Origin of the sequence: Winogradskyella pacifica, assembly GCF_013403915.1 — a bacterium.
GTDB lineage: Bacteria > Bacteroidota > Bacteroidia > Flavobacteriales > Flavobacteriaceae > Winogradskyella > Winogradskyella pacifica.
Genome location: NZ_JABFDI010000016.1, coordinates 58778 through 73437, shown reverse-complemented (window position 1 = coordinate 73437; position 14660 = coordinate 58778). Strand labels below are relative to the sequence as shown.

Here is a 14660-nt window from a genome sequence, read left to right as displayed (position 1 = left end):
ATAGTCAAAATTAATCAGGTTTTTGGGAATTTTTATTAACAATCTTGGATATCTTTTTCGTTAATAAGTATCTCTTATTTTCCTTTGATTTAAAATGCTTTTTTACTCTCTTCGTTTCAAGCATTTGATAAATATCAAATAAGTATTAAAACGACACCAATAATTCGTTTCTATTGCACTCATATTTCACTAATAGACAAAACCTTAACAAACAAACCCTAAGGTTTTAATTATTCATTCAAGTACAATTAAATTCAAGTTATTTAGGACTCATTTTAAAATTCATTTGGTTTAGGTATAGTTTTTGACCTATAGTCAATATGTTTTTATTATTTTTAAAGCAGAAAGGAATATAATATGGATGATAATTTTTCCCCAAGAGTTAAAGATGTTATTGCTTATAGCAAAGAAGAAGCATTGCGTTTAGGTCATGACTTTATTGGTACTGAACATTTAATGCTAGGTCTTTTAAGAGATGGCAATGGCAAAGCGATAGATATTTTAAGCGCCTTAGATGTGGATTTAAACCACTTAAGACGTAAAGTAGAGATATTGAGTCCGGCTAACCCTAATATCGTAACAACATCTAACGAAAAAAAGAACTTACACCTTACCAGACAAGCAGAGCGTGCTTTAAAAACAACATTTTTAGAAGCCAAATTATTTCAAAGCACCTCAATAAATACGGCACATCTATTATTGTGTATTTTAAGAAATGAAAATGACCCTACAACAAAGCTTTTAAATAAGCTAAAAGTAGATTATGATAACGTTAAAGAAGAATTTAAATCTATGATAACTAGCGAAGATGATTATTTAGACACTCCCAAAGCAGAATCGTTTTCTGATGATGACATGAATGAAGAGGAAGAAACAAAACAGAATCCATTTAGTGGACAATCTAATAAAACGAATAAAAAATCAAAAACACCTGTTTTAGATAACTTTGGAAGAGACTTAACTGTACTTGCAGAAGAGGATAAGTTAGACCCCGTTGTTGGTAGAGAAAAAGAAATACAACGTGTATCTCAAATTTTAAGTCGAAGAAAGAAAAACAACCCTTTATTAATAGGAGAACCTGGCGTTGGTAAATCTGCCATAGCTGAAGGTCTAGCCTTACGAATTGTAAAACGTAAAGTCTCACGTACCTTATTTAATAAGCGTGTCGTAACTTTAGATTTAGCAAGTTTAGTGGCTGGCACAAAATATAGAGGACAGTTTGAAGAACGTATGAAAGCCGTGATGAACGAGCTTGAAAAGAACGATGATATTATTCTCTTTATAGATGAAATTCACACTATTGTTGGTGCTGGTGGAGCAACCGGAAGTTTAGATGCTTCTAATATGTTTAAACCCGCTTTAGCAAGAGGAGAGATACAATGTATTGGCGCAACTACTTTAGATGAATACAGACAATACATTGAAAAAGATGGTGCTTTAGAGCGTCGTTTTCAGAAAGTCATTGTTGAACCAACATCAGTAGAAGAAACGATTGAAATCCTAAACAATATTAAAGGCAAGTATGAAGAGCATCACAATGTGAATTATACCGATGAAGCGATTGAAGCTTGTGTAAAATTAACGAGTCGTTATATGACGGAACGTTTTCTGCCAGACAAAGCTATTGATGCTTTAGATGAAGCAGGTTCGCGTGTTCATATTACCAATATTGATGTACCAAAACAGATTCTTGAATTAGAAAAGAAACTTGAAGAAGTTAAAGAAACCAAGAATAGCGTCGTTAAAAAGCAGAAATATGAAGAAGCTGCAAAGCTTAGAGATGATGAAAAACGATTAGAAAAAGAATTGGCTACTGCCCAAGAAAAATGGGAAGAAGAAACCAAACAACATCGCGAAATTGTAACAGAAGACAACGTTGCTGATGTCGTTTCTATGATGACAGGTATTCCTGTAAATAAAATTGCGCAAAAAGAGATAACAAAACTCTCTAAATTACCAGAACTAATAAAAGGAAAAGTTATTGGTCAAGACCAAGCGGTTTCTAAAGTAGTTAAAGCCATTCAGAGAAATAGAGCAGGATTAAAAGATCCTAATAAACCAATTGGTTCATTTATCTTTTTAGGACAGACTGGTGTGGGTAAAACACAACTAGCAAAAGTATTGGCACGCGAGTTATTTGATAGCGACGATGCCCTTGTTAGAATCGACATGAGTGAATACATGGAGAAATTTGCTATTTCTCGTTTAGTTGGTGCACCTCCAGGATACGTAGGTTACGAAGAAGGTGGTCAATTAACAGAAAAAATAAGACGTAAACCTTATGCTGTAGTCCTTTTAGATGAAATAGAAAAAGCACATCCAGATGTCTTTAATATGTTATTGCAAGTTTTAGATGATGGATATTTAACGGATAGTTTAGGTCGTAAAATTGATTTTAGAAATACGATCATTATAATGACATCTAACATTGGAGCCAGAAAATTAAAGGATTTTGGAAGTGGAGTTGGTTTTGGTACTGCAGCCGCAGTTGCTCAAGAATCAGATCATGCCAAAGCTGTGATAGAGAATGCACTTAAAAAAGCATTTGCACCTGAGTTTTTAAACAGAATTGATGATGTTATTGTATTTAATGCTTTAGAAAAAGAAGATATTGGTAAAATTATTGATATTGAAATGACTAAGCTTATAGACAGAATAAAAGACTTGGGTTATGGACTAAAACTTACAGATAAAGCCAAGGATTATATTGCAGAAAAAGGCTTTGACAAGCAATATGGTGCAAGACCGCTTAATAGAGCGATTCAAAAATATGTAGAAGATGCACTTGCAGAAGAAATTATCAATTCTAAAATTCATGAAGGTGATACCATTATGATGGACTTAGATAGTGAAACAGGTGAACTTAGTATTAACATAACTTCATCTAGTAAAACGACTGAATCTTAAATCTAATTAAAAATTATAATTTTAAACTCCTTCGTAATGAAGGAGTTTTTTTTTATCTTAACAAAGATATTTCTATAAAAAAATATGATAAAAAAGCTAACTTTTATCTTTGGAGAATTAACGATTTACGACAATTATGTATTGGCCGTAATGAAAGAGGGCGTCACTATTTCTCCCAATTACAATGATGTTTTAATTGATATCAGTGCAACCTATTTCCATAATAAACAATTTATTTATATTACACACAGAGTGCATTCGTATTCTGTGGATCCACAAATCTATTATCAAACTGAAAAAATTAAAAACTTAATCGGTTTTGCAGTGGTTTCTCAAAATTATCAAGCAAAGTTAAATGCCCAAATAGAAAAAATGTTTTTCAAAAAGCCTTTCAAGATTTTTACTGAATTAGAAGATGCTGTGACATGGGCAAAAGAAACAACTCAAATGAATTAATAAAACCTATTAGGTTTAATCAGTTATTAAAATTCAATCTTATTTTAAATCGTAATGATTCAAAAACAATTCATCAATTTCAATATCTACATCTTTTAAAAATTGAATTGAAGCCTCTATAGAATCATGTAATACTTCATCTACTTTAATAAATGGCACCACTTTTCTGTATTGCTCTAAAAACGACTCTAACAAAGGAGATGTTTTTAAAGGTCTTCTAAATTCTAAGGCTTGTGACGCATTCATCAACTCAATAGCAATTACGCGTTCTACATTTGTAACTAAAGTATAAGCCTGTGTGGCAGCATTAGCGCCCATACTTACATGATCTTCTTGGCCATTACTAGACACAATACTATCTACACTTGCGGGTGTTGCCATTTGCTTGTTAGCACTAACAATACTTGCTGCGGTGTACTGTGGAATCATAAACCCAGAATTAAGACCAGGATTATCAACCAAAAATGCAGGCAAACCTCTTAAACCAGATACCAATTGAAAAACACGACGCTCAGATATATTACCAATCTCAGCCATTGCAATCTTTAAGTAATCTAATGCCAAAGCTAAAGGTTGACCGTGAAAATTACCTCCTGAAATAATTAAATCTTCTTCGTGAAAAATATTAGGATTATCCGTTACAGAATTGATTTCAGTTAAAATCACCTTCTCAACAAAATCTAAGGTGTCCTTTGTTGCTCCATGCACCTGAGGAATACAACGAAATGAATAAGGATCTTGTACATGTTCTTTTTCTCGCGTAATAAGCTCACTTCCTTTAAGAAACTCATTAAAACGCCTTGCCACTTTACGCTGTCCTGGATGTGGTCTTACCGCATGTACTAAATCATGGAAAGGATCCAAGCGACCATCAAAAGCATCTAACGATATACTAGCTATAATATCAGCTAAATAAGATGTTTTATGAGACATCAACAGTAAGTAAACACCGTAAGCACTCATAAACTGCGTGCCATTTAACAAAGCTAAACCTTCTTTAGCTTCTAATGTAATTGGTTGCCAATTAAACTCTTCTAAAATAGTTGCGGCATCGTACTCCTTTGAGTTATGCACCACTTTTCCTTTTCCTAACAGCGGCAAAGCTAAATGTGCTAATGGAGCTAAGTCACCCGAAGCCCCTAAAGAACCTTGGGTAAAAACGAATGGAAATATATCATTGTTAAAAAACTCAATAAGTCTATTTACTGTAGCTAACTGTACTCCACTATGACCATAACTCAGTGATTGTATTTTTAGAAGCAACATCACCTTAACTATAGATTCTGGCACACGATCACCTGTTCCACAGGCATGAGACATTACTAAGTTTTCTTGCAATTGACTTAAATCAGCATCTGAAATCTTTACATTATATAAAGAACCGAACCCCGTATTAATACCATACATTGGTTTTTTTTCACTAGCTAACTTTTCGTCTAGATATGTTTTACATTTCTGTATATTGTTTGCTGATGCTTCTGAAAGTTTTAGCTTTTTATTTTTATAAAAAATATTGTAAATCGTTACAATATCTAAAGCGTCAGAAGAAATGATATGATAGTTATCCATAAGGAATGATTTTAAGTTCTCAAAATTTGGGAATATAATTGGATTCTACAAGATTTTGTTAATAATTCATTCCAGCAAAGCATTAATTTTTTAATGTTTATTTTTGCATTCGAACAAAAAAACGAGTTATGAAACGATTATTATTACTTGGTATTGCTGCAACTTTATTTGCATGCAAAGGAGAACCTAAAGATTATGTTACACTTTCTGGGAAGATAGCAAATCCTGATGAAAGTAAAACTCTTAAGGTTTTTCAAGGAAGAGATTTCGAAAAAATTATTACCGTTAATGAGGATGGTACATTTAAAGATACTTTAAAAGTTGTCGCTGGTGATTATAACTTCCAACATGGAAAAGAATATGGTCAGATCTACCTAGAAAATGACAACACAACATCTTTTGAAACCGATTATGAATCGTTTATAGATTCTATGGTGTTTAAAGGTGATGCGTCAGATCTAAATAATTTTTCTGTTCAGTCTTTTTTAATCTCTAAAAACTATTTTACTGAAGATTTAGTAGGTACTAGTGATATGAAAAAAGTTGAAGAAGCTATTAAAGGTTATAAATCTGCATACGAAGATTTAAAAATTAAATATACTGATGTAGATTCTACTCATGTTGCCTCTATGGATAAAAACATAGATATGACGGTACAGCAACTTTCTAAATTTATGGAAAGCAAACAAGCCACACTTAACGCTTTCCCTAAAGGGTCAGCTTCTCCTGCTTTTGAAAATTATGAAAATTATGCCGGAGGTAACACTTCACTTTCTGATTTAAAGGGTAAATATGTTTATATCGATTTATGGGCAACTTGGTGTGGTCCTTGTATTAAAGAAATACCCGCTCTTAAAAAGGTTGAAAAACAATACGAAGGAAAAAATATAGAGTTTGTAAGCATTTCTGTTGATGAAGGTCGTGGTTACAAAGGTGATGCTGCTGAAGCCTATAAAGGCTGGAAAAAGATGGTTAACGAGAAAGAATTAGGTGGTATGCAATTAATTGCAGATAACGGTTTTAGATCACAGTTTATACAAGACTATAAGGTTAATGGTATTCCTAGATTTTTATTAATAGATCCTAATGGAAATATTGTGAGTGCAGATGCACCGAGACCTTCTAGTTCTGCTCTAATTGATTTATTTAACGAGTTGAATATCTAATTCCAACATCAGAGAATTAAAAGCCTGTTTAAATTTATTTAAACAGGCTTTTTTTATGTCATTATTTTTCTTGTTGCGCTTCTTCTTTTGGCTGCTCTGGTTGTTTGAATAAATCGATATAAGCTTCACCTAAAGCTTCAATTATATGACTCGCTATTAAACTTTGATAACCATAATCTTCCAAAGAAATATCAGCAGATTTACCATGCAGATACACACCAAAAATGCTTGCTTCCAAAGCTGTATAGCCTTGTGCTATTAAACCCGAAATGATTCCGGTTAAGACATCACCACTTCCTGCGGTTGCCATACCTGGATTTCCTGTGGTATTTATATACAGCTTATTTTTATTCACTGTGATGGAATGTGCTCCTTTTATTAAAACAATCACATTATATTTTTCAGAAAATAATTTTACCTTTTCTAATTTTTCAAAATCACTAGACCACTTTCCTATTAACCGCTCTAACTCTTTTGGGTGTGGCGTTAAAATGGTTTGTTCCGGCAACAATTTTAAAAGTGTTTTCTTTTGTGACAAAATATTTAAACCGTCTGCATCAATCACTAATGAAGCTTTATTTTTCTTTAAAAATGCTTCGAGTGTTTTTGCCGTTTCTGCAGAAGTACCAAGCCCTACTCCAAGACCAATTACAGTTGGTTCTATCTCAAAATTAATATTTGAAATATGCGTTTCATTTTCATCTGTAACAACCATTACTTCTGGTATAGCCGTTTGCAAACTGTGATATCCACATTTTGGAATGTACGCAGTTACCAATCCTGCACCAGCACTTAAAGCTGATCTACTCGCTAAATTAACAGCGCCTATTTTTCCGTAACTTCCACCTAAAATCAAAACATGCCCAAAATCTCCTTTATGCGCAAATTTTCTTCTCGGTTTATATATAGGTAAGACTTCATGTTTTGAAATCAACTCTACCTCCGTTTCGGTTTGCATTAAATAATCGCGATCTATGCCTATATCTAATGCTTCCCATTGTCCAATGTAATGTTCCGTTTCCGGCAAAAAGAACACCAACTTTGGAGATTGAAAACTCAAAGTATAACCCGCAGAAACAACGGCATTCTCGTCTTCTACGGCTTTATCTGTATATAATCCTGAAGGGATATCAATAGACAAGGTAAATGCTTTAGAGGCTTTAAACTTCTGAAATAATTTAGCTACCCAATCATTTGGTGGTCGGTTTAAACCAATACCAAAAATAGCATCTACAATTATGTCATCCACTCCAATTTCAATTTCGGTAAAATCTTCCTTGCAGCTCAACATTATTGGCCATTTCTTAGACGCCGATTTAATACGATCGTAATTAATCAAAAAATCTTTAGAACGCTTATCGCTACAATTCACTATGTAAGTTACCACATTATAGCCGTGGGTAATTAAATGCCTTGCCAAAACCAAGCCATCACCTCCATTATTTCCGATACCACAAAATACATGAATTGGCACTTGCGCCCCTTGCATTCGCATATGCATCCAATTAAATATCTGAGTTCCTGCGCGCTCCATTAAATCTGTAGAAGATATATTTTGGCGTTCTGTGGTTAATTTATCTCCTTCGTAAATTTGTGCTTTCGAAAATAATTTCATGTTATTATAAGTATTGTTTTATAGATGTTTAATGGCATATTCATAACGTAATTTTTCTTAAGCTTGAAAAATTTATTCATGAATAGCACTCGTATGATTTTAAAAGCGCTTGCAAACAGCAAGTTTCGTTTCATTTTTAATAATTAGAAGCGCTATTTTTAACAAATCCCTAAAAAGAAACGAATTGTTTTTTTATTGTTATAAAAATAATACATTTGAGATGTAATGAAGAAAAAAAATAACATATCAATAATTTCCAATTCACACGCTATGTGTGCATTTATGTTTTTTATTACAACGATTATTACCCTTTGGGGTAATTTATAATATGTTCTCCGTCCCTAATTGTCTATACAGACATTTTATTCTCTTAAAATATATTTAGTATGAAAGTTCTCAAATTTGGTGGAACATCAGTTGGTTCAGCCGAAAACATAAATAAAGTTATTTCTATTTTAGACCAACAATCTAAAACAACCAATATTGCCGTTGTGGTTTCTGCCGTTGGTGGCATTACAGATAAATTATTAGAAGCAGGAAACTTGGCTTGTAATAAAGATTTAGACTACAAAAATAAATATGATACCATTTGGTCTATTCACAATGCTGTAATTGAAGGTTTATTTTTAAATCCTGATAACGATAAATCAACACAAAAAAAGCAGGATGATTTACATGATTTAATTACAGAAAAATTAAGTGACCTAAAAAGTCTCTTAGATGGTATTTATCTTATTAATGAATTGTCTCCAAAAACTAAGGATAAATTATTAAGTTTTGGTGAAAAATTATCATCAACAATAATTTACTTTACATTAGAATCTAGAGCAATCGACGCGGCATTAAAGAACTCACAAGAACTAATAGTTACAGATTCAAATTTTAATAATGCTACGGTATATTTCGATATTACAAACACTAATATCCAATCCTTTTTTAATTCAAACTCTAGTCCTATTGTTTTATTGCCTGGTTTTGTATCAAACTCTATCAATGGTGAAATAACAACTTTAGGTCGTGGTGGTTCAGATTACACAGCGGCTATTATTGCAGCGGCCATGGATGCTGATGAATTACAAATCTGGACAGACGTTAGTGGTATGTACACCACTAATCCTAAATTAGTAAAACAAGCCGCACCTATTGTAGAATTGTCTTATCAAGAGGCTGTAGAGTTATCTCATTTTGGTGCCAAAGTATTGTATCCTCCTACAGTAATGCCTGTGCTTAAAAAGAAAATTCCTATTGTGATTAAGAATACTTTAGATCCTGATGCTATTGGCACTACAATTACTCAAAATGTAACTCCAAATGGAAATTCGCCTGTAAAAGGAATTAGCAATATTGATAATGTAGCCCTACTTACCTTACAAGGTAATGGTATGGTTGGTGTGCCTGGATTTAGTAAACGGCTATTTGAAACGCTTGCTCAAGAGAAAATTAATATCATTTTAATTACACAATCATCTTCAGAACATACTATTTGTTTCGGAATATCTGATCTCGATGCGCAACGTGCCAAAATAGCCATTGACTCTGTTTTCGAATATGAAATTGCGCTGCAAAAAATTGATCCTATTGTTTTAGAAACCAACTTATCTATTATCGCCGTAATTGGTGATAAAATGAAAAATCATCAAGGTATAAGCGGGAAGATGTTTAGTACACTTGGTAAAAACAACGTGAATATTAGAGCCATTGCTCAAGGGGCTTCAGAACGTAATATTTCGGCTGTGATTCATAAAAACGATGTTAAAAAAGCACTAAATAGTTTACACGAGCAGTTTTTTGAAATCAAAACCAAACAAATCAATCTCTTTATTACTGGAGTTGGTAATGTTGGAGAACGTCTGATTGAGCAAATTAAACAGCAGAAAACCTACGTCAAAGAGAATTTTAAAATCAACCTAAGAATTGCTGGGTTATCCAATTCTCGAACTATGGTCGTTAATGATGAAGGCATTAATTTAAAAAACTGGAAGGAAGAATTAGAGAACGGTGAAAAAGCAAGTTTAGATGGCTTTTTTGAACACGCTAAAAACTTGAACTTAAGAAATTCTGTATTTGTGGACATTACAGCAAATGAAGCCGTATCTAATATTTATGGCAACTATTTAAAACAAAGTATTTCTGTAGTCGCTTGTAATAAAATAGCCTGTTCTGGTAATATTGAATACTATAATGAGTTAAAAGCGCTATCGAGACAATACAATGCGTCGTTTTTATTTGAAACCAATGTTGGTGCAGGTTTACCTGTATTAGACACCTTGAGTAATTTGATTACTTCAGGAGATAAAATAAACACGATCCAAGCCGTTTTATCTGGAAGTCTTAATTTTATATTCAATAATTTTAATGCTGAAACTACTTTTTACGATGTTGTAAAACAAGCACAAGAAGAAGGCTATACAGAACCAGATCCTAGAATAGATTTAAGCGGAATTGATGTCGCTCGTAAAGTTTTAATTTTGGCTCGTGAAAGTGGTCATGCTATTGAATTATCTCAACTTGAAAGTGACAATTTCTTAACCGAAAACGCCTCAAATTCTGATACGGTTGATGACTTCTTCAAAACATTGATTGAAGACGAAGCCTATTATCAAGGCTTGTTTAAATCTGCACAAGACCATAACTGCCAACTAAAATTTGTAGCAGAATTTAATGATGGAAAAGCTAAAGTTGGACTTCAAGAAATTCCTGAAGGCCATCCATTTTACAACTTAAAAGGAAAAGATAATATTGTAATGTTTTACACGCAACGCTATCCTGAGCAACCCTTAATTATTAAAGGTGCTGGTGCTGGTGCAGATGTTACAGCGTCTGGGTTATTTGCTGATATCATTAGAATCGCTAATAACTAATATGATGACTGAAGAAATTAAAATATTTTCGCCTGCAACGGTAGCCAATGTCGCTTGTGGATTTGATGTACTTGGATTTTGCTTAGACACTATTGGTGACGAAATGGTGATTAGAAAAACGGATCAAAAAGGCATTAAAATCACTAAAATTGAAGGCTATGATTTACCGTTTGAAGCCGAAAAAAATGTCGCTGGAGTTTCGGCTTTAGCCATGTATGAAGCTTTACAACCCGATTGCGGTTTTGAAATAGAAATTTATAAAAACATAAAACCAGGCAGTGGTATTGGAAGCAGTTCAGCTAGTGCAGCGGGAAGTGTTTTTGGAATGAACGAACTCCTCGGAAGACCATTAGATAAAACTAAGCTGACGTACTATGCTATGAAGGGCGAAGCTTTGGCTAGTCAATGTGAACATGCGGATAATTTGGCTCCTGCTATTTTTGGAGGATTTACACTTGTAAAAAGTGCTTCTCCACTGCAAATATTAGAGCTACCGACTCCATCCGATTTATTTGCGACGTTAATTCATCCGCAAATTGAAATTAAAACTTCAGAGTCTCGCGCGATTTTACCTAAAGAGATTCCATTAAGCAATGCTATTGCACAATGGGCAAATGTGGGTAGTTTGGTGCATGCTTTACATACTTCAGATTACAACCTAATTAAGGACGCATTGCACGATGTGGTGATTGAACCATATCGTAAGCAATTGATTCCACATTTTGATGACGTTAAAACAGCAGCATTACAAGCAGGTGCTTTAGGATGTGCGATTTCTGGCTCTGGACCTTCAATTTTTATGTTAAGTAAAGGAGAAGTTACTGCAAAAAATGTTGAAAAGGCTATTAAAATGATCTATTCAAAAACAGATATAAAATTTGAAACTTATGTTTCTAAGATTAATACCGAAGGGATTCGGGTTTTGTAGAAAAAATGACGGAAGACTATTGACGGAAGACAGAAATGGAAGAGAATTAAAATTGAGATTATGAATAAATTCAAATTTGAAAAACTGATTATTTGGCAAGATACTATGGATTTCGGAGAAGTTATAAATGATGTTTCTCAACTTTTTCCAAATAAAGAAAAGTTTAATTTAACATCGCAAATTATGAGAGCTGTAGATTCTATTGCTCTTAATATTTCTGAAGGTTCAATTGGTCAATCAAATCCTGAACAACGTAAATTTATAGGATACTCAATTCGTTCTTTGGCTGAAGAAGTAACTTGTTTATTTAAAGCAAAACGACGAAATTATATCTCAGAAGAAATTTTTATCGAATTATACAATTCTGCTTTTCACTTAATGAACAAAATGGCAGCATTCAAAAGAAACATTAACTAAAAATGAATTCGGCAGTCTGTCCTCAGTCTCCCGTCTTCTGTCAAAACACTATGAATTACTATTCTTTAAATAAAAAAGCTCCCAATACAACCTTCGAAGATGCCGTTGTAAGAGGATTAGCACCAGATAAAGGTTTATACTTTCCTGAATCTATTACACCTTTAGATGCTTCATTTTTTGAAACCATTGAGGACAAGTCTAATTCTGAAATTGCTTTTGAAGCGATAAAGCAATTCATACTTCCTGAAATTCCAGAAGACGTTTTAAAAACTATTGTGGAAGAAACATTAAACTTCGATTTTCCAGTAGTTGAAATCAATGAAAACATTTCAACACTTGAGTTGTTTCATGGACCAACAATGGCTTTTAAAGATGTTGGTGCACGCTTTATGGCACGCTGTTTAGGGTACTTTAATAAAACTAACACTAAAGATGTTACCGTTTTAGTCGCGACTTCTGGAGATACAGGCGGAGCGGTTGCTAATGGCTTTTTAGGTGTTAAAGGTGTTAATGTCGTTATCCTCTACCCTAGCGGAAAAGTAAGTGATATTCAAGAAAAACAATTAACGACACTAGGTCAAAACATAACTGCCTTAGAAGTTGATGGTGTTTTTGATGATTGTCAAAACATGGTAAAGCAAGCCTTTATGGATACTGAATTAACGAGCAAAATGCAATTGACTTCAGCCAACTCCATTAATATTGCACGTTGGTTACCGCAACTTTTCTATTTTATGTTTACCTACAAACAGCTCAAGTCTAAAAACAAAGACCTCGTATTTTCAGTTCCAAGTGGTAATTTTGGAAATATTTGTGCTGGTATGGTGGCTCAAAAATTAGGCTTACCGATTAAACATTTTATTGCAGCCAACAATGCAAATGCTACGGTTGTTAATTATATGATTTCTCAAACGTACAATCCTAAGCCATCTGTTCAAACGATTAGTAATGCTATGGATGTTGGAAATCCGAGTAATTTTATCAGAATTCAAGAATTACACAATAATGACTTTGATACGTTAAAAGCTAATTTATCATCGTACAGCTACACTGATGATGAGACAAAAGCTGCTCTTTTAGAATTGTATAATGATTTTAATTATGTTGCAGATCCTCACGGAGCTGTAGGGTATTTGGGAGCTAAAGACTACTTAAAAGAAAATGAGGCTCATGTTGTATTTTTAGAAACGGCTCACCCAACAAAATTCTTAGATGTTGTTGAGGACGTAATTAGAGAAAACATAGATTTACCTCCACAAATTGAAGCTGTAATGCACAAAGAAAAAGTAGCAATCGCTATTAATTCTTATGACGCATTGAAAGCCTTCTTACTGCGATAATGACTGCATAATAACTAACTTAATTTTACCATAAATGAGACTTCACCTAACAACAAGTATTCTTTTAATTAGCCTTTTGGTATCTTGTAAAAACGAGAACCAAGTAAAACCTGAAAATAAAACTAGCACCGTAGAACAGGAACAGGCGCCGAAATTTCAAAACAAAGGACATGAGTTAGTTTTTAACATGGTTCAGAACGTAGGTAACTACGAAAAGTTAAGTCAACTTAAAGATGTTGTTTACACGTATACTTACCAAACACCAGATGGAAAAACAGATAGCTCTACTGAAAAATATATTTTTGACGGTGAATTATCATACGGAGCATATAATACCCATGAAAGAACATTAGCCAACCTTGAAGGGGTAATAGAACAAGGTTATGACGGCAACGCGTATTGGTTAAAACATAACGGTGACGTTTTAACGAATGAAGACTACTTAAAGAGAGTCGCTTTTAACAGACCTACAAATTTTTACTGGTTTACTATGTTTCAAAAATTATTAGATCCAGGAGTGAATTATGAATTTATCGAAGAAAAAACTATCGACAGCAAAACTTATGATGTTGTAAAGGTGAGTTTCGATTCAAAAAATGATAAACCTACAGACATCTACCAATTGTATATTAATAAAGACACTAACTTAGTTGATCAGTTTCTATTTACAGTAGCTGATTTTGGAAAAATGGAAACTCCAAATTTGATGGTTTTAGACTATGAAGAAGTTGACGGTTTATTAATGCCGACAAAACGAAAATATAAGCTTTCAACATGGAATGCAGACGTCGATGACAAGCCATGGATTATCGTAAGTTGGACTAACATAAAATTCAATACTAATTTAACCAAGGACGATTTCAAAAAATAAAAACCAAACATTTGAAACTAATTTAGCTTCTAGAAAACTATTAGAGCGTTTCGGTTTTAGTTAAAAAGGTATTGGCAGACTACCAAATAATGATAAAGAGTTACTCCATTATTATCGCGTACTAAGCGGTGACAAATAGAGTCTATACATCTAAAAATGGCAAAAACGCTTTACACCATATATGTTATAGAATTATCTAAGCGTGTCTTTACCGACAATGCTAAGTTCAGGAATGCCAATCCACAATTTAATGGTGTATTAGAATGTTTATATGTTGGCATGACAAGTAAAACTCCAAAAGAACGTTTTCTTCAACATAAAACAGGGCATCGAAATAAAAAAGGTTATAAAATATCTGCGAATATTGTCGAGAAATACGGCACCTATTTACGTCCGAGCCTTTTTAATCATATCGATCCATTTTTCACTAGAGCTGAAGCTTTAAAAGCAGAAGAACAAATAGCATTAGAATTGCGACGCGAAGGTTATGCTGTTTGGTTTAATTAATAAAAAACACTTTTAAATTAAAC

At 33.3% G+C, this 14660-nt stretch carries 11 protein-coding genes; 9 read left to right on the top strand and 2 right to left on the bottom strand.

Features of this window, described 5'->3' with window-relative positions; genetic code table 11:
* Positions 1-357 precede the first annotated feature (357 nt).
* Both HM984_RS13880 and HM984_RS13875 read left to right on the top strand, forming a co-directional pair.
* Positions 358-2907: an ATP-dependent Clp protease ATP-binding subunit gene (locus tag HM984_RS13880; RefSeq protein WP_115811807.1), complete on the top strand. Its 2550-nt coding sequence runs from the start codon at positions 358-360 to the stop codon at positions 2905-2907.
* An 84-nt stretch (positions 2908-2991) separates the two neighbouring features.
* Entirely contained in the window at positions 2992-3363 is a 372-nt protein-coding gene (locus tag HM984_RS13875; RefSeq protein WP_179349572.1) for a hypothetical protein, read from the top strand.
* A 39-nt stretch (positions 3364-3402) separates the two neighbouring features.
* Here the strand turns inward: HM984_RS13875 and hutH are convergent, their stop codons facing one another.
* Complete coding sequence (gene hutH, locus HM984_RS13870; protein ID WP_115811811.1) at positions 3403-4932, bottom strand: histidine ammonia-lyase; 1530 nt, start codon at positions 4930-4932, stop codon at positions 3403-3405.
* 128 nt (positions 4933-5060) lie between these two features.
* Here hutH and HM984_RS13865 point away from each other — a divergent pair, with 128 nt between their 5' ends.
* Complete coding sequence (locus tag HM984_RS13865) at positions 5061-6098, top strand: TlpA family protein disulfide reductase (RefSeq protein WP_115811813.1); 1038 nt, start codon at positions 5061-5063, stop codon at positions 6096-6098.
* 61 nt (positions 6099-6159) lie between these two features.
* On the opposite strand, the gene HM984_RS13860 is transcribed toward HM984_RS13865, so the two are convergent.
* Positions 6160-7713 (bottom strand): NAD(P)H-hydrate dehydratase, encoded by a 1554-nt coding sequence (locus HM984_RS13860; RefSeq protein WP_179349571.1) that lies wholly within the window; start codon positions 7711-7713, stop codon positions 6160-6162.
* Positions 7714-8099: 386 nt separating this feature from the next.
* On the opposite strand from HM984_RS13860, the gene thrA reads away from it, so the two are divergent.
* The 6 genes from thrA (at position 8100) to HM984_RS13830 (ending at position 14637) form a co-directional block, all read left to right on the top strand.
* The gene (thrA, locus tag HM984_RS13855) at positions 8100-10574 is read left to right on the top strand and encodes a bifunctional aspartate kinase/homoserine dehydrogenase I (protein ID WP_179349570.1); all 2475 of its coding nucleotides are present in this window, start codon (positions 8100-8102) and stop codon (positions 10572-10574) included.
* 4 nt (positions 10575-10578) lie between these two features.
* A complete protein-coding gene (locus tag HM984_RS13850) occupies positions 10579-11502 on the top strand; it encodes a homoserine kinase (protein WP_179349569.1) in 924 nt (307 codons plus the stop codon).
* A 60-nt stretch (positions 11503-11562) separates the two neighbouring features.
* A complete protein-coding gene (locus HM984_RS13845) occupies positions 11563-11919 on the top strand; it encodes a four helix bundle protein (protein WP_179349568.1) in 357 nt (118 codons plus the stop codon).
* A gap of 50 nt (positions 11920-11969) precedes the next feature.
* Positions 11970-13259 carry a threonine synthase gene (thrC, locus tag HM984_RS13840; RefSeq protein ID WP_179349567.1) on the top strand — a complete coding sequence of 430 codons (1290 nt, stop codon included), beginning with the start codon at positions 11970-11972 and terminating at the stop codon, positions 13257-13259.
* A gap of 34 nt (positions 13260-13293) precedes the next feature.
* A complete protein-coding gene (locus HM984_RS13835; protein WP_179349566.1) occupies positions 13294-14130 on the top strand; it encodes a DUF6503 family protein in 837 nt (278 codons plus the stop codon).
* 156 nt (positions 14131-14286) lie between these two features.
* Positions 14287-14637, top strand: a complete 351-nt coding sequence (locus tag HM984_RS13830; protein ID WP_115811823.1) for a ribose-5-phosphate isomerase — start codon at positions 14287-14289, stop codon at positions 14635-14637.
* Positions 14638-14660: the final 23 nt, after the last annotated feature.